The 22,393-nt window shown below is 41.0% G+C and carries 22 protein-coding genes and 1 other annotated feature (1 of these 23 only partly in view); of the genes, 8 read left to right on the top strand and 14 right to left on the bottom strand.

The window, feature by feature from the left end:
* Window positions 1–98, top strand: a binding site (T-box leader); it begins 150 nt to the left of the window's first position.
* A gap of 98 nt (window positions 99–196) precedes the next feature.
* The 5 genes from brnQ to ACDZ29_RS13170 all read left to right on the top strand — a co-directional run bounded on the left by brnQ (window position 197) and on the right by ACDZ29_RS13170 (window position 4,762).
* Window positions 197–1,528, top strand: a complete 1,332-nt coding sequence (brnQ, locus tag ACDZ29_RS13190; protein ID WP_289323543.1) for a branched-chain amino acid transport system II carrier protein — start codon at window positions 197–199, stop codon at window positions 1,526–1,528.
* Between the two features lie 122 nt (window positions 1,529–1,650).
* A complete protein-coding gene (locus ACDZ29_RS13185) occupies window positions 1,651–2,583 on the top strand; it encodes an aldo/keto reductase (RefSeq protein ID WP_375091136.1) in 933 nt (310 codons plus the stop codon).
* 198 nt (window positions 2,584–2,781) lie between these two features.
* Window positions 2,782–3,681 carry a DMT family transporter gene (locus ACDZ29_RS13180; protein WP_375090999.1) on the top strand — a complete coding sequence of 300 codons (900 nt, stop codon included), beginning with the start codon at window positions 2,782–2,784 and terminating at the stop codon, window positions 3,679–3,681.
* Between the two features lie 115 nt (window positions 3,682–3,796).
* Window positions 3,797–4,504, top strand: coding sequence for a 23S rRNA pseudouridine(2604) synthase RluF (gene rluF, locus ACDZ29_RS13175; RefSeq protein WP_289323540.1), 708 nt, complete (start codon window positions 3,797–3,799; stop codon window positions 4,502–4,504).
* Window positions 4,505–4,585: 81 nt separating this feature from the next.
* Window positions 4,586–4,762 carry a hypothetical protein gene (locus ACDZ29_RS13170; RefSeq protein ID WP_375090998.1) on the top strand — a complete coding sequence of 59 codons (177 nt, stop codon included), beginning with the start codon at window positions 4,586–4,588 and terminating at the stop codon, window positions 4,760–4,762.
* 39 nt (window positions 4,763–4,801) lie between these two features.
* On the opposite strand, the gene ACDZ29_RS13165 is transcribed toward ACDZ29_RS13170, so the two are convergent.
* From ACDZ29_RS13165 to ACDZ29_RS13120, 10 genes are all read right to left on the bottom strand, one after another.
* Window positions 4,802–5,770, bottom strand: coding sequence for a sugar phosphate isomerase/epimerase (locus tag ACDZ29_RS13165; protein ID WP_289323538.1), 969 nt, complete (start codon window positions 5,768–5,770; stop codon window positions 4,802–4,804).
* A 21-nt stretch (window positions 5,771–5,791) separates the two neighbouring features.
* Window positions 5,792–6,832, bottom strand: a complete 1,041-nt coding sequence (locus ACDZ29_RS13160) for a Gfo/Idh/MocA family protein (protein WP_089362554.1) — start codon at window positions 6,830–6,832, stop codon at window positions 5,792–5,794.
* A 17-nt stretch (window positions 6,833–6,849) separates the two neighbouring features.
* Entirely contained in the window at window positions 6,850–7,872 is a 1,023-nt protein-coding gene (locus ACDZ29_RS13155; RefSeq protein ID WP_375090997.1) for a Gfo/Idh/MocA family protein, read from the bottom strand.
* Between the two features lie 18 nt (window positions 7,873–7,890).
* Entirely contained in the window at window positions 7,891–8,613 is a 723-nt protein-coding gene (locus tag ACDZ29_RS13150; RefSeq protein WP_289323536.1) for a ThuA domain-containing protein, read from the bottom strand.
* Between the two features lie 235 nt (window positions 8,614–8,848).
* Entirely contained in the window at window positions 8,849–9,883 is a 1,035-nt protein-coding gene (locus ACDZ29_RS13145; RefSeq protein ID WP_375090996.1) for a LacI family DNA-binding transcriptional regulator, read from the bottom strand.
* Between the two features lie 57 nt (window positions 9,884–9,940).
* A complete protein-coding gene (locus ACDZ29_RS13140) occupies window positions 9,941–10,759 on the bottom strand; it encodes a carbohydrate ABC transporter permease (RefSeq protein WP_370013737.1) in 819 nt (272 codons plus the stop codon).
* Window positions 10,759–11,619, bottom strand: coding sequence for a carbohydrate ABC transporter permease (locus ACDZ29_RS13135; RefSeq protein ID WP_289318169.1), 861 nt, complete (start codon window positions 11,617–11,619; stop codon window positions 10,759–10,761). Before ACDZ29_RS13135 ends, ACDZ29_RS13140 begins: the two co-directional genes overlap by 1 nt.
* Before the next feature lie 189 nt (window positions 11,620–11,808).
* The gene (locus ACDZ29_RS13130) at window positions 11,809–13,098 is read right to left on the bottom strand and encodes an ABC transporter substrate-binding protein (protein WP_289327216.1); all 1,290 of its coding nucleotides are present in this window, start codon (window positions 13,096–13,098) and stop codon (window positions 11,809–11,811) included.
* Between the two features lie 360 nt (window positions 13,099–13,458).
* Window positions 13,459–13,644 carry a hypothetical protein gene (locus tag ACDZ29_RS13125; protein ID WP_289318171.1) on the bottom strand — a complete coding sequence of 62 codons (186 nt, stop codon included), beginning with the start codon at window positions 13,642–13,644 and terminating at the stop codon, window positions 13,459–13,461.
* A gap of 169 nt (window positions 13,645–13,813) precedes the next feature.
* Complete coding sequence (locus ACDZ29_RS13120) at window positions 13,814–14,653, bottom strand: YitT family protein (RefSeq protein ID WP_289318172.1); 840 nt, start codon at window positions 14,651–14,653, stop codon at window positions 13,814–13,816.
* Between the two features lie 534 nt (window positions 14,654–15,187).
* On the opposite strand from ACDZ29_RS13120, the gene bioF reads away from it, so the two are divergent.
* Genes bioF through bioC form a run of 3 tightly spaced genes read left to right on the top strand, consistent with a single transcriptional unit; the run spans window position 15,188 to window position 17,941 of the window.
* Window positions 15,188–16,384 (top strand): 8-amino-7-oxononanoate synthase, encoded by a 1,197-nt coding sequence (bioF, locus tag ACDZ29_RS13115; protein WP_375090995.1) that lies wholly within the window; start codon window positions 15,188–15,190, stop codon window positions 16,382–16,384.
* 35 nt (window positions 16,385–16,419) lie between these two features.
* Entirely contained in the window at window positions 16,420–17,127 is a 708-nt protein-coding gene (locus tag ACDZ29_RS13110; RefSeq protein WP_375090994.1) for an alpha/beta fold hydrolase, read from the top strand.
* On the top strand, window positions 17,120–17,941 hold the full coding sequence (gene bioC / locus ACDZ29_RS13105) for a malonyl-ACP O-methyltransferase BioC (protein ID WP_370013733.1): 822 nt from the start codon (window positions 17,120–17,122) through the stop codon (window positions 17,939–17,941). The genes ACDZ29_RS13110 and bioC overlap by 8 nt, the downstream gene beginning before the upstream one ends.
* A 219-nt stretch (window positions 17,942–18,160) precedes the next feature.
* Here the strand turns inward: bioC and ACDZ29_RS13100 are convergent, their stop codons facing one another.
* From ACDZ29_RS13100 to ACDZ29_RS13085, 4 genes are all read right to left on the bottom strand, one after another.
* Window positions 18,161–18,841 carry an ABC transporter ATP-binding protein gene (locus tag ACDZ29_RS13100; protein WP_375090993.1) on the bottom strand — a complete coding sequence of 227 codons (681 nt, stop codon included), beginning with the start codon at window positions 18,839–18,841 and terminating at the stop codon, window positions 18,161–18,163.
* A complete protein-coding gene (locus ACDZ29_RS13095; RefSeq protein ID WP_375091135.1) occupies window positions 18,838–19,944 on the bottom strand; it encodes an ABC transporter permease in 1,107 nt (368 codons plus the stop codon). The genes ACDZ29_RS13100 and ACDZ29_RS13095 overlap by 4 nt, the downstream gene beginning before the upstream one ends.
* Window positions 19,945–20,042: 98 nt before the next feature.
* Window positions 20,043–21,422 (bottom strand): sensor histidine kinase, encoded by a 1,380-nt coding sequence (locus tag ACDZ29_RS13090; RefSeq protein WP_375090992.1) that lies wholly within the window; start codon window positions 21,420–21,422, stop codon window positions 20,043–20,045.
* Complete coding sequence (locus ACDZ29_RS13085) at window positions 21,419–22,138, bottom strand: response regulator transcription factor (protein ID WP_375090991.1); 720 nt, start codon at window positions 22,136–22,138, stop codon at window positions 21,419–21,421. Before ACDZ29_RS13085 ends, ACDZ29_RS13090 begins: the two co-directional genes overlap by 4 nt.
* Window positions 22,139–22,393: the final 255 nt, after the last annotated feature.

The following is a 22,393-nucleotide window of genomic DNA, read 5'->3' as shown; positions in this document are numbered from 1 at the left end:
CAATGGATCACGTATGAATTCGTACGTTGACTGAGTGCCGCAGCTTCTTAATGAAGTGCGGAATATGGTGGTAACGCGAGCACAAACTCGTCCCTGATTTTCAGGGGCGAGTTTTTTTATTTGCACAAAACACTTAAAACAGCCTATTTCAGGCCAGTCGGCGGAAGTCATCATTTTAAGAAAAGGAGAAATCACCATGAAAAAAACAGACACATTATTTATCGGCCTTATGCTTTTCTCAATGTTCTTCGGAGCGGGGAATCTTATATTCCCCCCATTTTTAGGTGCATCTTCGGGAACTTCTTTCTGGCCAGCCATTGCCGGCTTTGTCGTTACCGGAGTCGGACTGCCAATATTGGTGCTTCTGGCCGTCTCACTTGTTAAAGGCGGGGCACAAACTATCGGGGCACGTGTACATCCTCTATTCAGCACGTTGTTCATGGTAGTCATTTATTTAAGCATCGGGCCTTTTCTAGCCATTCCACGGAATGCGAATGTTGCCTATGAAATGGGCTTCAAGCCATATCTTGGCGACTCAATGAATCAATCACTATTCCTATTCATATTCACAACCCTATTTTTCATCATCGTTTATGCCATTTCATTGAATCCAGAAAAAATGGAAACCTTCATGGGACGCTGGATTACACCTGTTCTACTTTTGTCCATGGTCGTTCTCTGTGTAGTCGGGTTCGTAAAGCTTGATGCTCCATTCCAAGCCCCAACAGAAGCATATGCAGCAGGAGCATTTTCGAAAGGGTTCATTGAAGGCTACAACACGATGGATGCTCTAGCTGCCCTGGCTTTTGGGATCGTCATCCTTACTTCAATCCAACAAAGAGGGATTTCCGAACGAAAACAATTGACGAGATATACAGTAAAAGCGGGACTCATCGCCGGTGTATTGCTTTCTTTAGTCTATATCTCCTTAGGTGTAATGGGAGCACGCATGGCAGCGGATGGATCATTCGAAAACGGAACGGATATCCTTACTGTCGCATCCACCCTTTTACTTGGAACTGGCGGGAAGGTCCTTCTTGGCATCATTTTCACTTTAGCATGTTTCACCACCGTCGTCGGATTGACGACTGCTTGCGGACAGTATTTCTCGAAACTTTTTCCCAAGCTGAACTACAAAACCGTCATCCTGATCGTAACAATCGTCGGTTTCATCCTTTCTAACATGGGTCTGAATCAAATTTTGAAAGTATCGGTTCCATTCCTTGTGATGGCTTATCCGTTAACGATCGTCCTGATTGCCCTGACATTCTTCAGCCCTCATTTCAAAAACCCGAAGAAAGTATATCGTAGTGCAATGACCTTCACAGGAGTTTTCGCCTTGATAGATGGACTGAATGCATTCGGATTACAATTAGGACCCGTGCAAACATTGAGTGATGTCCTTCCCCTTTCTGCCTACGGTATGGAATGGATCATCCCTGCTCTCGCCGGTACTGCCCTTGGCCTTTTGCTCAGTCAAACCGGACAGACAGCTCCAGCTGAGGAGTTGGAAATCGAAACATTATAATAATGAAGGAAGCAGATGATTTTACAGATCATCTGCTTATTTTTGGGACGCCCTGCATTGCATTATCTTGGAAACCGACATCCACTTTTTGTTATGATGGGATAAAGGAGATGATAAGTAATATGTCTAAACAAACCCGTATTGGTAAAACAGATCTGTATGTAAATCCGATTGGCCTTGGCACAAATGCCATTGGCGGACATAACCTATTCCCTAATCTAAGCGAGGATACAGGAAGGGATGTTTTGAGAACGGCATTGGAAGAGGGAATTAACTTTTGGGATACAGCTTACATTTACGGTCCTGAGCGTTCAGAAGAACTTATCGGTGAAATCCTTAAAGAGACCCGCAAACGCGAGGATATAGTCCTTGCCACTAAGGGGGCACATAAGTTTGTCGATGGCAACATCGTCTTTGATAACTCCCCGGCTTTTCTGAAAAATGCCGTGGACTCGAGTCTAAAAAGGCTCCAAACAGATTACATCGACTTATACTATATCCATTTCCCTGATGTAGGTACTCCTAAAGATGAAGCAGTAGGTGCCTTAAAGGAATTGAAGGACGCAGGCAAAATCAAGTCCATTGGTGTTTCGAACTTTTCATTCGAACAATTGAAAGAAGCGAATAAAGACGGCTATGTCGATGTCCTGCAATCCGAGTACAATCTATTCAAACGGGAGGCGGAACAAGACTTACTGCCCTATACGGCCGAGAATAATATCTCCTTCATTCCTTATTTTCCCCTTGCTTCCGGTCTACTAGGCGGCAAATATAATCAGGAATCAACATTCGAGGACGGCCGGGCAAAAAGTCCGCTTTTCCAAGGACAAGCCTTTGTAAGCAATCTGCAAAAAGTGGAAGAAGTACGGGCGATCGCCAACAGGAAGCATGCCGATGTCGCCGATGTGGTACTAGCTTGGTATTTAACTCGCCACTCGATAGATGTCCTGATTCCCGGAGCGAAAAAGCCAGAACAGGTCTCACGCAACTTACAAGCATTGGCTGTCAGTCTAACCATGGATGAAATAGCCGAAATCAGTGCCATTTTCGCTTAATATAAATAAGAAAAGGCTGTTCAGCTCAAGTTGAACGGCCTTTCTTCATTTTTCCTGCTCTGTGGTTTAATCCTTTCTTGGTTATCATGCATAAAGACTGATACCCCTAGGCCCATTACGTTTTCCTTATATATTGCTTAGAGTCTTCTACTTTGCTATATTTAGTGAATATTCCATCATTTTAGGAGAGGCTGCCTGATGAAAAAATCCGTTGTCATTTCATTTCTTTTCTTAGCAAATTTATTCTGGGCCGGTAATTACATTTTCGGTAAATACGTTGTTACCGAACTTTCCCCGATCCAACTAACATTTACGCGTTGGCTAATTGCCGTTTTCTTATTATTTCCTCTAGCACAATGGATTGAAAAGCCAAACTGGAAGAGTGTATGGAAGGCATGGAAATTACTATTAGTCATGGGTGTGCTCGGTATCATCAGTTATAATTTTTTCCTTTATTGGGCTCTGACCTATACAACTTCCATGAATGCAGCTCTTGTCAATTCAATTAACCCTGCCATAATTGTTCTTTTTTCGGCTTTGCTGTTGAAGGAGAAAATTTCATCCCACCATGCACTCGGGCTTATCATTTCTTTATTCGGCGTTTTATTGGTCTTAACAAAGGGACACCTTCTGGATATTTTCCATCTCACTTTTAATAAAGGCGACCTATTGATGATCCTGGCGATTATCGTTTGGACCTTCTATTCGATAATCGGTAAAAGACTGAAAAACATTCCGATCATCTCAGCAACTGCCGTTTCCGTATTTCTCGGATTGATTCTCGTCGCTCCGTTTGCCATTGGCTCAGGATTGAACCTTGATTTAAGCAGTAAAGCAATCACGGGACTCATATACATTGGAATCTTCCCATCTGTCGGCTCCTTTATTTTCTGGAATATTTCCCTTCGCCATATCAATGTCAGCCAGGCTGGAGTTTATTTAAATCTGATTGCTGTTTTTACCGCCATTCTTAGCCTGATTTTAGGGCAACCGATTACTGTCGTCCAACTCCTGGGTGGTCTCCTTGTCTTCATTGGTGTCTACCTGACAAGTAAAAAGAAAAAAGAATACCCGGCCGCTGTCACAAGGCACATGTAAAAAATGTCCAGAAATCCAAATCATCGAACGCTTTCTTGTCTTTTCCCCTTGTCTACGCAGCATGATTTACGTTATCCTTTAAAGAAGAAAATCTGAATGTAAAGGTGTGCTTTAGTTGAGGATCAATAAATATATCAGTGAATCCGGAATTACCTCGAGACGAGGCGCAGATAAATGGATAGCCGAGGGCCGCGTGACGATTAATGGCACTGTTGCTGAGCTTGGCAGTCAAGCTGAACCCGGCGATGATGTTCGTGTAGATGGCAAGCCCATTAAAGTGGAACAGCAAAATGTCTATATTGCACTGAATAAACCGATAGGGATTACAAGTACGACGGAAAAACACATTAAAGGAAATATTGTTGATTTTGTAAATCATCCGCTTCGCATTTTTCATATCGGACGGCTGGACAAAGACTCAAGCGGTTTGATCCTGCTTACAAATGACGGAGACATTGTAAACGAAATCCTTCGTGCAGAAAACAAACATGAAAAAGAATATATCGTAACCGTGGATAAACCTCTTACCGCTTCCTTCATTCAAGATATGTCATCCGGCGTGGAGATTTTGGATACGAAAACACTTCCTTGTAAGGTTGAGCAGTTGACCAAATATACATTCAACATCACTTTGATGCAAGGACTGAACAGACAAATCCGCCGTATGTGCTCAGCACTAGGCTATGAAGTCCGTGATTTACATCGAATCCGGATCATGAACATCCATTTGGACGGACTGGCGCTAGGACAATGGCGCGACCTGACCAAAGATGAATTGACAGAACTATTTAAGGAATTGGATTATACTCCAAGGCAGAGATGATAATTGAGATGCCCCCAGAATACCGGGGGGCATCGTTTTTTTTATTTTAGAAGAGTTTTCAGCAATAATTTTCACTAACTCGTGAATTCCATGCTTTTACTCGTGAGTTTCACGCTTTTACTCGTGAATTCCACGCTTTTACTTGTGAATTCTGCGCTTTTACTCGTGAATTCTGCGCTTTTACTCGTGAATTCTGCGCTTTTACTCGTGAGTTTCACGCTTTTACTCGTTAATTCTACTTTTTTAGGTCAAAAATAAAAAGCAACCTGCTATAGGCTGCTCGTTATCGGCTATAAATTATATCCACCATAAATCAGTCGGGCTTTCATTGATTAGAACAGTTTTAAGGTTGGATACCGCCCGTTGAAATCCTTCTTCTACAGACATCAGCGGATCTTCGTGTTCGATGCTGACGACGTAATCGTAACCGTATGTGCGAAGGGCGCTCATGATGTCGGACCACTCTTGCAGGCTGTGACCGCATCCTACAGAGCGAAAGTTCCAGGCACGGCTTTGGACATTACCATATGGCTGCATGTCAGTTAATCCATACATATTGATGTTATCCTGATCCAAGTATGTGTCTTTTGCATGGAAGTGGTAGATTGCTCCCGCTTTTCCTAGGATTTTGATGGCACCGACTGGCTCGATGCCCTGCCACCAAAGATGGCTTGGATCAAGGTTGGCGCCTATTGCATCCGATGTAGCTTCCCGTAGTTTTAACAAGGTGTAGGGGGTGTGAACGAGAAATCCCCCATGCAGTTCAAGTCCGATTTTTATATTGTGTTCATCGGCAATGGCAGCTACTTTTTTCCAATAGGGAATCAATTTTTCTTCCCATTGCCATTTCAGCACATCTGTATATTCATTCGGCCATGGGGCGACAGGCCAGTTTGGATATTTAGCTCCTTCATGATCACCGGCTGTACCTGAAAAGGTATTGACGACCGGGACGTTCAGTAAGGATGCAAGCTTGATTGTTTTAATCAGTGTTTCATCACTTTCTTTAGCGAATGCTTCATCTGGAGAGATTGGATTGCCGTGGCAGCTGAATGCACTGATCGTCAATCCTCTTGTTTGAACGGATTCCAAGTATTTTTGGCGCTTTTCTTCACTTTCCAGCAGTTCATCAAGTGGACAGTGGATATTGCCTGGATACCCGCCTGTACCGATTTCAACTGTTTTTAAACCGGAATCTGCCACATAATCAAGCATATCCTCGAATGATTTTTGAGCAAATAACACTGTAAAAATCCCTAATTTCACAAGCCCCACCTCACCTTTTCTTTAATTTATGCTCATGACCTTCCCACTTGCCGAGCTTTGATAAATGGCTTCGATTATTTTCGAAACTTTCATGGCTTCCGATGGTTTTACCAATGGTTCCACCAACCCTAGGCAGCTATCAATAAAGTTTTCTGCCTGCTGCAGGTCTGGTGTATCCTCCCCTGGCATCCATACTGCCTCACTATTCAAAAGCATGCCGTGCTTAGCCTGATTCAAGACTAGCGGGAACACATCAAGTCCGCCCTGCGTTCCGGATAAACTCAAAACAGTTGCTTCTTCACGGATATTCGCAGCCCAAGATGTTTCGAATAATAAAGATGCTCCGTTGGCAAATTTGATATATGCCGTGGCATGATCATCCACTTCAAATACCGAGGCATCGAAGTTCCCCCATAGATTGACCTGATCGACACCCTTACTGACATAATTATATGTCGAACCTACGATTTCAATCGGTTCTGGGTCATCCATCAGCCATAAAGCCAAATCAAGCAAATGGCAGCCGTAGTCGATTACGCTTCCCCCGCCTTGCAATTCCTTGCTTGTAAACACTCCCCAGCCAGGAACTTTGCGGCGTCTGATTGCCTGTACACGCGCTACATAAGGCTCACCGATTTCACCGGCCTGAATCATTTTCTTTGCAGCCTGGGCTTCCTTCATGAAGCGGTAATGATATGCTGTCGATAACACTTTACCCGATATGTTTGCAGCCTCGGTTATTGCCTTACATTCCTCAGTAGTGATGGCCATTGGCTTTTCGCATAACACATGCACACCCGCTTGCAGAGCGGCAATGGAAATCTCCGCATGGAACTTGTTTGGCGTTGCAATCGTTACAGCATCCACTTCAGCAAACATTTCTTCATAATTGGTGAAAACTTTCTCGATATGAAATTCACGTGCAACTTCTCGCGCCTTCATTTCATCTATATCCTGAATGGCGTATAAAACTACTTTATCTTGAAATTTTTGAAAAGCTGGGATATGCCTTTTTTGGGCAATTCCGCCAGCACCGATAATACCCATTTTTAATTTGTACATGATGACTATTAACCCCTTTATAAGCGGATGATTTTTCGGGATGCATTTGATTCCATCGCGCCAAGAATGACTTTTAATGATTTTAATCCTTCTACTCCTGTGACAAGAGGCTCCTCATTGTCCACCACACATTTTACAAAGTGGCTGATTACTTCGGAATCATGCTGTCCTTCAGAGTCATTTGTCTGGATGCTTCCCAATTGGATGGTTTCTGTCTTTCCATTATCATGATGGATGATCAGTGAGTATTTCGGATCGTCTTCAAGACGCAACACTGCTTTTTCCGCATAAATGACCGTCGCATTGTCTTCTTTTGCATAAGACCAGCTGGCGGTAAGAGTACCGATGATACCGCTCTCCGTCCGTAGGATACAGGCAGCACTGTCATCAACGTCTGTGTTTTTCTTGGCAGTCGTTTCCACAAAGGCTCCCACTTCAACAAATTCTTCTCCAAGGATATACCTTAATAAATCAGCTTTATGGACGCCTAAATCACCCATTGCACCAATGACTGCCTGATCCTTTTTAAAAAACCAGCTTTCCCGTCCGTCCACGCTCCATGTTTCTGGCCCGGAATGTCCAAAAGACGTCCGGAAGCTATAGACCTTTCCAAGTTCACCACTCTCAATAAGCTGTTTCGCTTTTTGATGTGAGGGAACAAAACGCTGATTATGACCAATCATTAGTATTTTGCCGCTTTTAACTGCTGCTTCATTCATTTCTTCAGCGTCATTTAAAGAAGTGGCCATCGGTTTTTCACAAAGGACATGCTTACCTGCTTCCAAGGCCGCAACTGTGATGCGTGCATGCAGGTAATTCGGTGTACATACACTGATCGCTTCTATCTCCTCATTCTTCAAAAGTTCTATATAATCAGTATATGCTTGCGCGCCATACCTTTGTGCTGCTGCATTCGCCCGGTCTGGCACAATATCACAAACGGCAATGATTTCAGTTTCCTGATGTGCATCGTACTCCGGAAAATGCCTATTTTTTGCGATACTCCCGCATCCAATGACCCCTACCTTCACTTTACCCATTCTGTTCTCTCCTTCACTTCAGCTCTTTGTCGAGATGGATTCCAACGGTTCGGCTTTCCCATAGTTCGTTACCATTCCAAATTCCGGCTTGACCCAATCAACTGCATTCTTAATTACCCGTTGAATCTCTGGATTATGGTAGGTCGGATATGTTTCATGACCTGGTCGGAAATAGAAAATCTTCCCTTTTCCCCGCAGATACGTGCAACCGCTTCTGAATATCTCCCCGCCTTCAAACCAACTGACGAATATTAATTGATCTGGTGCAGGAATATCAAAATGTTCCCCGTACATCTCTTCCTTCTCAAGCTCTATATATTCTCCGATTCCATCAACGATAGGATGACTTGGATCGACAACCCAAAGCCGCTCCCTTTCATCAGCCACCCGCCATTTCAAATCGCAAGTCGTGCCCATTAATTGTTTGAAGATTTTTGAGAAATGACCGGAATGGAGGACGATGAGGCCCATTCCCTCGAGTACTCGCTTGTGAACCCTCGCAATGATTTCATCCTGGACTTCATCATGTGCAACATGCCCCCACCATAGAAGTACATCGGTTCGTTTCAGTGCTTCTTCGGTTAATCCATGCTCTTCTTCATCGAGAGTAGCCGTTCTCACCTCGACCTGCTCACTTTGCAAAAAGCTGGCAATTGCCCCGTGGATTCCATCTGGATATACTTCGGCTACTTCAGGCTTTGTTTTCTCGTGGCGAAACTCATTCCATACTAGGACTCTCAAACAATCTCCTCCATTCCATATTAATTTGTCGGCAACTTGCTCTGCATGTTTAACTATTACCTCTTTATTCTTAACGCAAACGTTTGCGTTAGGCATGATCAAATCTCAGCCGGTTATAAGAACATACTTAATGACTCAAGAAAGTATGAATTTTCAAAAATAATAGTGATAATCTATATTGTAAATTTATGTTAGCAAAAATCAAGCTTTAATTGGTAAAACATTTCTACATTTTTCATTTAATTTCCTTTTCAGCTACAAAATGCGACTCCCGCTTTATGATTTTCGTAGGAATCCTAATGCTCTTTTCCATCATTTCAGGATTTGCAATAAGGTCGAATACGCATTTTGCCGCCTCATACCCTAACTGATACGTATGGATATCAACCGTTGTCAGTGGAGTGCTTAAAAATTCTATGAATTCTGAATGGTTAAAACAGACGACGCTAATTTGCTCTGGTACTTTCAAGTTCTTTTCAGCTAGCACTCCTAGCAAAAGAACACCCAATAAAAGATCCATAACCAAAAAAGCGGTTGGAGCCTCCCTCAATTCCAGCAATTCGTCAATAGCCTTTATTCCATCCGTTCGATTTAAAGGGATCAATTTGATATATTCCTGTGGCACATCCACCCCGGCCTGTTCCATCGCTTGTTGAAACCCTGCCATGCGGGCTTGAATCACCTCAAACTCTGGACTGCCTCCTAAAAAGGCGATTCGCTCATGCCCCAGACTGATCACAAACTCCGATACTTCCCTGGCCGCTTGAACATTATCATTATCAATGAATGTAATGCCGCTCATGTTCGTACTTGGCTTCCCTATCAGAACAAACGGGAAGCCCTGCTTTAATAAATATGGCACGACTTTATCGTCCTTTTTAGAGTATAAAACAATCATGCCATCAACTCTTCTGCCCTGAACCATTTTCACGACATCCTCAAAGATGGCATCCTCCGTCTCGCCGGTTGTCAGAGAAAGACTGTACCCCTCTTTATTACAGAAATCCCCAATGCCCCGAATCACTTCTGGAAAAAAGGGATTATAAAGTGATTCCCTTGCGGAACTTTTCATGACGATCCCAATGGCCTTAGTGGACTTCGTGACTAAGTTCCGGGCATTTTCATTCATATGATAGCCCATTTCCTTTAATACCTTGCGTACTTTACGCTTTGTCTTTTCACTGATTGTCGGGCTGTTATGGATTACACGCGATACCGTTGATGGAGCGACATTAGCCTTTTTGGCAACGTCCTTTATTGTAACAGACATATTCATCACCACTTCCCGTTCACCGCACATGGTTTAATATTCCCTATATTTAAATAGTTATTTAACGGCTCCATCTGCAATTCCTTTGATAATTTGCCTCTGAGCAAAAAAATACGCAATGATGACTGGAATGATGGATAAAGTAAGTCCAGCCAAGGCTAGATGCCATTGTTTCGTATATTGTCCGAAAAAGAAGAATAATTTAAGTGGGATGGTCTCAGATCCTGCGCCACCAATAACAAGGGATGGCAACAAATAGTCATTCCATATCCAAATGACATTTAAGATCCCAACTGTAATGGACATCGGTTTTAATAATGGAAATATGATATGCCAAAATATTTGAAACCGGTTTGCACCATCAATTTTTGCAGCCTCATCAAGTGAGATGGGAATCCCTTTTAAAGTACCATGATATAGGAATATGGAAAGGCTGCAGCCAAAACCTAAATACATGAAAATCAGTCCCGCCTTGTTCAACATCCCAAACTGTCCGAATTGGGCAACAAGCGGTATCATCACAGACTGAAACGGAATCAACATGGCTGCTACAAACGCAAAGAAAAGCAAGGAACTTATTTTACTTTTGTTACGGGAAAGCGCATATGCCGCCATCGCAGAAAAGATGATGATGATGACTACACTGACGCCCGATATCAATAAAGAATTGAATAAAGTCCGGAGGAAATCCAATTGCTCGAATGCTTGATAGAAGTTTTCGAATGTCCAGGTTTCAGGCAGTCCCAGTGTATCGGCAAATATATCCCGCTTCATTTTAAAAGCATTGACAATCATTAAATAAAACGGAGTGAGCCATAATATGGCCAAAATGAATCCGACGAATCCAATAAGCCACAATTTCCATTTTTCCCTCATTACAGCTCAACCTCCCGCTTTTTATTGATATAGACTTGTGTCAGTGAAACTACCGCCACAATTACGAAAAAGATAACGGCCTTTGCCTGTGCATATGCCATATCATTTTCAGTGAAAGCGGATTTTACGATGTTCATCGCGACCATTTCGGTTGAATTATAGGGAGCTCCGTTCGTCAAAGAAAGATTTTGATCATAAATCTTGAACGAGTGTGACAACGTCAAAAACAAGCTGACGGTAAAAGCAGGTGCCACAAGCGGAAAGGTAATATGGCGAAAACGCTGGAAGCTGTTAGCCCCATCAATTTTTGCCGCTTCGATCAAGTCTTCAGGAACAGCCTGCAGATATGCAATATAAATGATCATGATATATCCGGCCATTTGCCAAGACGTTAATATGATCAATCCCCAAAAGCCTGTATCTGTCGTTGATAACCATCCATTAAATGCTTCGATCCCAGTCAGATCACCAATCGCACCGAAGACTTTAATGAAAATGAACTGCCAAATAAAACCGAGAATCAAGCCGCCAATTAAATTGGGCATGAAGAAAACTGTCCGCAGGATGTTGCTTGATTTAATTTTCGATGTCACGATTAGAGCCAAACTTAATCCGATGATATTGATTACCACAATTGCAGCTACGGAAAATTTAATGGTGAACCAAAATGTATCAAGGAACCCTTTATCAGTAAACAAGTCCATATAATTCTTTAGACCGATGAAATCTGGTGTCCCTAGACCGTTCCAATTCGTAAAGGAATAATAAAATCCGTAGATGAGTGGCACGATCACCACCAAAATGAGTGCAGCAAGAACAGGTGTTAAAAACAGCCAATATGCGGCATCCCGATTCCTCAACGAAACCGACCTCCTTGAAATGATTTAATAGATAACGGGTTTTAAATTATAGAAAAATCATCGATCATAACTAAGTTAGTTAATGAAAATCTTGTTGCGGCAAATTCCCTTAGAGACTTTCTTGTAACAAGGAACAACCAATCGACACACTATTTTTCATGCCGATTGGTCATTTGCCATTCCAAACACTTATTTGCTATGAATCTTCTCCCAATTTTCAATGTTCTGTTGTACAAATTCCTCCCACGTCAATTTACCAGTTACGTATTTTTGGACACTTGCACCAAGGTCATCATTCCAACCAACCGGATATCCATTGAACACCCAGCCAATCGTATTTCCTTCTTGGGAGTATTTATAAATTTCTTTTGAAATTGGATCGGCTATTTTTTCTACATCATATCCTTCATAAGCAGGAATGAATTTAAAATCCTCTAAAACGGCTTTTTTCCCTTCTTCAGATGTATACATCCAGTCGAGGAACTTCTTCGCTTCTTCCTGCACCTTTTCATCCGATTTCTTGTTCACTGCCCAATAGTTCGGTACGCCGACTGGCATGCCCGCAGAGTCTCCATTAGGAATCGGAATGATGCCAATGCCTTTTTCCGCTAACTCAGGGTCCATATCATACACTGTGTTATATACCCAGTTACCTTGCTGAATGATTGCAACCTTTTCAAGTGAGAACAGCTCTTCCACTTGTTGGGAGTAATCGAGGCTTGCTGTCGGCTGGACGGAATATTCATTTTGGATATCGACCATTTGTTTAAACTTGTCACCATCAGTAAATTTAACCGTTGGGGCCTTGCTTGCTTCCAACACATTCCCATCAAACTCCGGAGATAAGAATACATTGGATAAATGGTTTCCTGTCACCCACTTCTCTTTAACCGGATACGCAAAAACTGCATCGATTTTCAATTTATCTTTCTGTGAATCCATTTTCTTAACTGCCGCCTCCAGGGCTTCATAATTTGTAATTTCATCAGGATTAATTCCGGCTTCTTTAAATATCCGTTTGTTATAAATCAAGCCGTAACCTTCCTGGTTAAATGGAAGTCCAAGAACTTGCCCGTCCTCTTCCACGCCATCCAAAGTACCATCAAGTGCTGCTGCTGCAGCTTTCGTGTCTTTTAAATCTGTTAATCTATCTTTATATTGCTCGACATCTACCGGTCCGCCAATGTTAAAAACTGCTGGCTCCTCACCGGAAGCGAACTTTGCCGTAATGGCTGATTTATAATCATTTCCACCGCCAACTGTCGATACCTTGATCTTCACATCTGGATTTTCTTTTTCATATTGTTTTGCCAATGTCTCGAATTGCGACTTGAATTCTACCTTGAACTGAAATATATCCAGCGTCACTTTATCCTTAGAGTCGCTATTTCCGCCAGTAGATGAAGAGCAACCTGCCAAAATCACACTAAAAATTAATAAAACAGAAAAGATTCCCCCGTACCATTTTTTTCGCTTCATGCCTACCGACTCTCCCTTTTTCATAAGATTCACGCAATTTTAAGAAAACGTTTGCATAAAATTGTAAAATAAAAGCCTTTCATTCTGCGATAATCATAGTCTATCGTACTTCTTTTACATCACCTCCTCACAAAATTACTTTGCAAACGTTTACATTTATGGGCTTTATATTACCACCTAATTCCATACTTTACAATAAAATTGTAGTATATTGTAAAAAAAGGATGTTAAAAACCTTCTCAACCTAATTATATGATTCAGAAACCTTTGATTATTCCTTTATCCGATTATAAAATCTAATTTATTGTACGGGCCTTTTTCTACTATACAAAAAAAGGAAACCCAACGGTCCCCCTCTTTTCACTTCAATACCATTTTCACATTTGAAGGACCATATTCATCCTTCAATTCATAATATTTATCGCTTGCTTGTCCAAATTCTTTAAACACACCACTAATGATCAATTCATTCGTTTCCTTATCAACGACACTGTACTTGATATTGCTTTTCCCAAACTTTCTGTCATCCACTTTTAAAAGGATCATCTTGGACACCTCCACAATTAATGGCTGCACTCCTCAGGGTGTGTGGTTTCTTACTTACATAATATAACAAATTATTCCGAATTCACAGATCTTTTTACAGTGCAAAATAAAAAAGCCTATTAGGCCTTTTCATTTCGAACTTACGATATCCTCCTTCTGCCAAATAGCTTCAGGACTTCGAAATATCCAGGAATCCTTCACCAAATACATCCCGAACATCATGTATGGCTATAAAAGCATTGCTATCAGTTGACTGAACAATTCTCTTTAACTTGAGTACCTCTTGCTTACTTATAACGATATACAAAATATCCTTTGATTCTTTTGTATAGTATCCATGACCGCTAAAAACAGTGACCCCTCGGTCCATCAATTCTGTTACTTGCTTTGCAATCTGGTCCGCTTCTTTTGAAATGATGGTAATCGCTTTTTTCGGGTTCAATCCCTCAATGATGAATTCCATCGTTTTTGTACCAATATAAAGCATGAGAATAGTAAGCATCAGACCTTCTGCACCAATGATGAAATAAGATGAGAACGCAACGATTAAATCGAAAAACAGAAGTCCATAGCTTAAGCTCCACCCCAAATATTTATTCGTAATTCGGGCTAGGATCGTTGTACCGGCAGTTGTACCTCCAACACGAATGATTATGCCAATACCTGCTCCTGCAAAAACCCCGCCAAATATAGCATTGATGACCAATTCATCTGAAGATATACTCCAACTTTCGGTTAAATGGAGGAAAAGAGAATTAAATGCAACGGCAATAATTGTATAAACCGTTGTCATTTTCGACAAATATTTATAACCGACAATGAGCAGGAAAGCGTTAATGATCAAACTTAACAGCCCTGGTGACCATTCAAAAAGATAAAATAAAATGATGGTTATCCCTGTGACTCCTCCCTCACCAAGTTCATTGGGAATAACGAAAAGATTTATTGCCAAAGCGAAAATAAAAGCTCCTATTAATATAAAGAAAACATCTAAAGAAATCTTTTTCATATTTAATACCTTCCTTTAAGTAATGGTTAATGTGAAAAGAGATAGGTTAATTTCACTGCTCTATAGTAACATGGATTTCCATTTAATCCTTCAAAGATTTGAAGGTTTAACAAAAAGACTACCTTGGGAGTTAAATTATCTTCAATGAACTTTCATTAAGCTCTTTTAGCCATTAGCTCAACAAAGCCGCTGCCAAAGGAAAACGCAGCCAGTCTTTGTGATTACCCAACCTGGATGCACCTATGATGGCCCTCATTTCTCCCTTCACATAGTGCAGTCATTATTCCTCCTTATTATTATCGACAAATGCTAGTTTACTCATCATCCGCCCCGCTTGGTTCAAATCACAAAATTACCAACCAGCATGTTGGTGATAGTTGTCTTCTTTCGCCTCTTGATATCTCCTGATTTTTGGATAATTAATTCCTAATCCGGTTCCATTTCAAAGCTTGACAGTTTCATTGAGTCATGATTAGAATGTTTTATATGTTAACTAATGAATAATTTAGTTAACATATAAAAAGGAGAATGACCATGCACAGTGAAAAACAATTATCTTGGGAAGTAAAAATAAAGAAAGAACTTGCTTATTTAGAAGAGATATCACAAAAGCGTGAACTCGTAACAACGGAATTTGCCGAGCAGCCATGGCTTATGATCGACGGGTGCAGGATGCTAAATCTAGCTTCTAATAACTATTTAGGATATGCAGGAGATGAAAGGTTGAAAAAAGCCATGGTTGATGCAGTACATACATATGGTGCAGGAGCAACGGCTTCACGGTTAATTATTGGCAATCATCCTCTTTACGAGCAAGCAGAACAAGCTCTTGTCAATTGGAAGAAAGCAGAAGCAGGACTCATTATCAACAGTGGCTATAACGCAAACCTTGGAATTATCTCCGCCCTGGTGTCTCGTAACGATTTAATTTATAGCGATAAATTGAATCATGCAAGCATTGTCGATGGCACTCTTTTGAGCCGTGCGAAACATTTGCGATATCAGCATAATGATTTAGATCATTTAGAAGCATTATTGAAAAAGTCATCAATTGAAGCACGTAAATTAATCGTGACGGATACAATCTTCAGCATGGACGGTGACTTTGCTTACCTTGAGGACCTTGTTCGGTTAAAAGAACGTTATAATGCAATGTTAATGACTGATGAAGCACACGGAAGCGGCATCTACGGTAAGAACGGTGAAGGTTATGCCTGTCATCTCCACCTTCAAAAAAAAATAGATATCCAAATGGGTACTTTCAGCAAAGCGCTCGGTTCATTCGGAGCCTATGTTGTCGGGAAAAAATGGCTTATCGACTATTTAAAAAATCGCATGCGCGGATTCATTTATTCAACTGCACTTCCCCCAGCCATACTTGGTGCTATAAAAACAGCGATTGAACTTGTGCAAGAAGAGCCAGAGCGCCGCACACTACTCCAAATGAATTCGGAATACTTTAGAGAAAAACTCACATATTACGGGTTTAATATTTGTGGAAGTCAATCACAAATTGTTCCCATTGTCATCGGAGAAAACGAAAAAACGATGAAATTTGCCAAACGTTTGCGGAAAGAAGGAATTGCAGCTATCGCTGTCAGACCGCCGACCGTTCCTGAAAATGAGGCGAGAATTCGGTTTACCGTGACAGCTCTCCACGATAAAAAAGATCTTGAGTGGGCAGTTGAAAAAATTTCGATTATTGGAAAAGAAATGGGTGTTGTTGAATGAAAATGCCGAATTTAGTCATGCTTCCAGGCTGGGGAATGGAAAAAGGGGCGTTTCAACCGTTAATTCAACCGTTGTCTGAAGTATTTAACCTTTCATTTATAGAATGGAGAGATATGAAAACACTAAATGACTTTGAAGAAAGAGTCATAGACACAATCGCATCCATCGATGGTACTATTTATTTACTGAGCTGGTCATTAGGATCACTAATATCACTGGAACTTGCAAGTACGTATCGAGAAAAAATAAAAGGTTTTATACTTTTTGGCGCAACAAGTCGGTTTACCACAGGAGAAAATTATTCATTTGGCTGGGATCGACTTATTGTCGAGCGCATGAAGAAACAACTACAGCGTAATAAAGAGAAGACTTTGACTTCCTTTTATGAAGCAATGTTTTCCGAAGCTGAAAAAGAAGAAGGTTTTTATCATCAATTCAACGCGACAATTCAACGTGAATTTCATGGAGATGAGGTGTTTTCTCTTTCTATAGGTTTGGATTATTTACTTCAGAAAGATGCTAGAGTAAATCTAGACAGGATTGAAACCCCCTTTTTATTGATTCATGGGAGGGAAGACAAAATTTGTCCACTCGAAGCCTCATCTTTCATTAAAGAAAATCTGGGTGGGAAATCAGAGTTTCATATTATGGAAGGTGCAGGTCATATTCCATTTTTCACAAAACCACAGGAATGTGTGCAGCATATCAAAACATTTATTCAAAAGGAGTACATTCATGATTGATAAACGATTGTTAAGTAAGCGGTTCAGTGAACACGCGAAAACATATGATGCGTACGCCAATGTTCAAAAAAACATGGCAAAACAATTAGTGGATTTGCTTCCTCAAAAAAACACCAATCATAAAATCAATATTCTTGAAATCGGCTGCGGCACTGGTTACTTAACCAGGTTACTAGTCAAAACATTCCCTAATGCCACTATTACCGCTGTTGATTTAGCACCAGGAATGGTTGAAGTGGCAAAAGGAATGACAAAGGATGACCGTGTTACTTTTTTATGTGCTGATATCGAAGAAATGGCGCTTAATGAAAATTACGATATGATTATCTCTAATGCAACGTTTCAATGGCTGAATAATCTTCCTGCAACCCTTGAAAAACTGTGTACACGATTAACGGCTGAAGGGAGCCTGATATTTTCAACGTTTGGAATTGATACCTTTCAAGAGCTTCATAGGTCATATGAACATGCGAAAGAAAAGCTTCAACTTTCCATTGATAGTTCACCAGGCCAAATGTTTTACACTCTAGAAGAATTATCTCAAGTTTGTGAAGAAGCACTCCCCTTTTCACCAGCATTTCCAATCGAGATAACAAAAAAAGAAAAGCTTGAACTAGAGTACTTTCAGACAGTACGTGAATTTTTCACTTCAATTAAAAAGATTGGTGCAGCTAACAGCAACAAAGAAAACTACTGCCAGCGCCCTTCCTTTTTTCGAGAGTTGATCAACATATACGACACAGAATACCGAGATGAATCAGGTGTGAAAGCAACCTATCACTGTTTGTTCTTTAAAATTAAAAAACATGCTTAATCCGAAGATAACCATCTGAGATCCAAGCAAAATATAATACATAATTGTAGGCCGTTTATATAAAGTAACGACTAGTATTTCAACTGCTTACTGTCGATTAACCAGGTTTAATTCAAGCGATTCAGGTCGCCGCCTCCCCTAATTCCTTTGGAGAAACGGCGGCCTATTTACCGCTTATTGTAATGACTCAACTCATGAGAGTGTGTTTTACGTATAATTTCATTCAAATACCTTGCCATCTGTAATATTGACCACTCGATCACATAAATCTAACATTCTTTCATCGTGCGTTACCATGATGGCCGCTTTATTTCTTGACTTCACCTCATGTGCAAGCATTTCAACAACATCCCTGCCTCTTTTGGAATCAAGACTTGCGGTGGGTTCATCCGCTAAAATGATTTCTGGATCATTCATCAGCGAACGGGCGATGGCTACACGCTGCCTCTCACCGCCCGACAGTTCTTCTGGCAAGTGACCTGCCCGATGTCCAAGTCCAAGGTGGCTAAGCAATTCGTCCGCTTTTTTCACAATTTTTTTATCCCGCCGCCTGCCAATCAGTTCAGAAAGTAGCAGAAGCTGATCTCGTACGGTGAGATATGGCACAAGATTCGACGATTGGAATACAAATCCGATCTTTTCAAGGCGTACTCTAGTCAATTCCTTTGGGGATAATGTTGTAATATCCTCATCATTCAGCAGTAAGCGACCTTTGCTCGGGGAAAGTAACGCACCTGCTATTGAAAGAAAAGTACTTTTCCCTGAGCCTGAAGGACCCACGATGGCGACGAATTCCCCCGCTCTCACATTCAGCGAAATATTATCAAGGGCTGTCACCTTATTATCGCCTTCCCCATAAATCTTACTGACGTTTTCAAATAATAGCTTATCCCCCATCATGATACCCTCCCTATTGCTTCAATCGCATCTATCTTCGATACTCGGTATAGTGATAGCAGCGAACCCAATACGGATACAACCAAAAGTAACACGGAATATTTAATGACCAAATCCGTACTCAATTCAAATGGCATTCCTTCTGGCATGATTAAAGTGACGCCATATGTCAGTGCAACACTGATGGCTATACATGTCACGGCAAGCAGCATTACTTGACCAACGATACTTTTTGCCAGGTAGCCGGTATTGGCCCCGAGTGCTTTAAGGACTCCAAATTGATTCGTCTTCTGCAAGGTAATCACATAAAAGAATACAGCCAAAACGAAAGCTGCTATGACAAACAAGAAGGCAATCATCATCGTCAATGTACCCTGTTCCTCTTTGAAGCCTGGTATACTCTGAAGTGATTCTTCTTTCGAAATGAGCGTTACGCCTTCAGGCAATGATTCACGTACATTTCCTTCTGCCTTCGAATCCATTTGCACGGCTATTGTGCTGATTGAATCTTTCTCTTGATTTTTCAATGCAGGATTAATCTCCTGCCACCCCTTAACATTCATGTAAACTACCGGTGAATGGCTGTAAGATTGCTTTTCAGTAAAACCAACAATGGTGAAAACCTTACCTGATAGGTCATCTTTAAGTGAATCACCCAATTTATAACCCACTTCTTTTAAAGAACGATCTGCAACGACTTCACCTTGTTTCTTATTGTCATAGTTCGTTCCTTCTATGACCTTCGGTGCTAAAATCCCACTGGCATCGGTCGCAAAAATGGTGACATCCGTTTTCTCCGATGAGCCGATTTTATTCAATGTGATCATCATTTGCCCTAGCCCTTCGGCTGCTTTAACATCCGACGAGGCACGGATTTCATCTAGCTTTTCCATGGATATGATGGATCGGTTCAATTTATTTTTAGACTCATGCTCCATAACGAAATAGTCGGCCTTCATGTTTTGTATGGATGAAGCATTATCTGAAGAAAGTCCATTAGCTAATCCGGAAATGATAAAGACAAGCAAAGCGACCAATACCATGATCAGTCCAATCAGCAGATAACGTAACTTTGAATGCTTTAGTTCACGTAATGCCAAAAACATCATTTCAGCTCCCATTCCTTTTGTTTACCGATAAAGTCCTCCTGAATCGGTATAACCAGATTGTAAACAATCAATATGAATGGAAGATGAACAACTGATTACATAAGGGGCAACCGTATATAAAAAGTGGTCCCTTTACCAAGTTCGCTTTGAACTTCGATCGTTCCCCCATGAAGTTCAACCGTCTTTTTCGTAATCGAAAGTCCTAATCCGCTGCTTGTTTCACTCCTGTTCCTCACTTTGTCGACTTTATAAAAACGATCAAAGATATAAGGGAGGTCTTCTACTGGAATTCCCATGCCCGTATCCGCGATCATCACTTCAACAGCACTGCCTATTCTTTTAACCCGAATATCAATCGAACTGCCGTTTTCCGAGTATTTAATGCTATTGGTTATCAAATTCGTCCATACTTGATTTAAAAGTTTCTCATCTGCAGAAATGAGGGTTGAAGGCAAATCCATTTCGATCACCATATCCTTTTCCCGCCAATTCCATTCAAGCATGAACAACACTTGCCGTATTTGTTGTGCTAAATCGAAATTGGACCGTTGCAGCGGATCTTCTTCTTTATCCAACGAAGCAAGCAGGAGCAGCTGTTTGCTTAACAACGACATGCGCCTGCTTTCTTTTTCAATAATTGACAAGTACTGATTTCTTCGTTCCTTTGTTAATTCTTCCGATTGGAGGGTTTGAGAAAAACCTTGGATGGATGCAAGCGGAGATTGAATTTCATGAGATACATTCGATACGAACTCCTGCCTCATATCATCTAACCGCTGTATGCTTTGAGTCATTTTCGAGAAATTTTGAGCCAAATCTCCAATTTCATCACTGCGGGTAACGTTCAATTCACTACTATAATCTCCATCGGCAATCCTCTTTGTAGCTTCCGTTAATTTCGTAATTGGCTTAACGATGAAACGCGTGTTAATGATCACAAATAAAAAGCTGAGAAGGAGCGTGAGAACAAGCAAAACTGCAAGAAAAAAGCGGAATTCACCAAACTGCAGCTCTATATTCGGCCTTACAAACAATGCATGTTTTTCGCCATTCACGTTCAATGGGACCCCAATGCTATTAATCAATACATCTTCAAAAAATCCGGTAATAAATAACCCATTATTATAATTGGCGATCCCTTGATAGGTCTTCCCGTTCAAAACACCGGAAATCGTATCTCGATCCAAACCAGTTTCCCGAAACGGCTCACCATATAAAGTTCCTTCACCCTGCTCATTAAATAGATACATTTGATAGTGCAATCCTGCAATATGATTTAAATACGCATCAATATCCTGATCAGGATTTTCCTCATATAAGGAGACGATATCACTTGCAACTTTCTTTATCTTCTCACCATTGTTGGGTTTTTGAACCTGATGATAATAGACATTGGAAATCAAAAAGGCGATGACACTGGCAAGCACCATGATCAAAATGGTTTGAATAACTATCCTGAAATAGAGTGTTTTCACTTCTTGTTGACCTCCAGTTTATAACCTAAGCCACGGACTGTCGTTATAACAAAATCATTGGTCCGCCCGGCAAAACGTTCTCTTAACCGTTTAATATGGACATCAACCGTCCGATCATCCCCTTCAAAATCAGCACCCCACACCAATTCAATAAGCTGCTCACGCGTAAAGACCTGATCAGGAAAACTCCCCAGCTGAGCCAGCAGCTCAAATTCCTTAAGCGGTAGGAGCAGCGTACTCCCATTTAGTCGCACCTCATAACTTTTACGGTCAATGACCGTTTGATTCAATGAAATGGATTCAGAATTCACCATACGGTACCTTCGCAATAGCGCTTTTATCCGAAATAGAAGTTCCCGTGGCTCAAATGGCTTTACGAGGTAATCATCCGTACCCGCAAAGTACCCCTTTTCCTTATCGATAAGTTGATCTTTAGCTGTCAATAAAATGACCGGCAGATCATATTGATCCCGGATTTCCTTACAAAGATCCAGTCCGTCCTTAAACGGCATCATAATATCAACAACGGCCAGATGGATCCGTTCCTTCTCCAGTATCATGGAAGCTTCATTCCCGTCCTTCGCTTCAGATACCATGTACCCTTCCTTTTCCAAGTGAAATTTAAGCAACTCCCGAATATGCCGATCATCATCCGCAATTAATATATGTATCAAAGAAACCACATCTCCACTTCTTTTATAGCACTGGCTAAACATACCATAGCAATAATTAAACCTGTAAAACAACAAATACTAATTCAATTTCCGGTTCCTTATAAACTAGTTTGCCACTAATATACAGCGCCCTCTTATTTTTTTAAAAAAATAAAGTCAAAAGCGAACAGAATCTAAAAACCCTGTCCGCTTTTTTCCTATAGTAAATCGTCATATTCACACTAGTTCAGCCGGATTGATATTTTTATTGCCAAAAAGGGTTTTAAATATTCTGAATATAAATTATAATTGTTTTAT

It is taken from the genome of Peribacillus sp. RS7 (genome assembly GCF_041956845.1).
GTDB lineage: Bacteria > Bacillota > Bacilli > Bacillales > DSM-1321 > Peribacillus.
The sequence above is the reverse complement of the archived record's forward strand: the minus strand, read 5'-3'. Positions and strand labels throughout refer to the sequence as shown.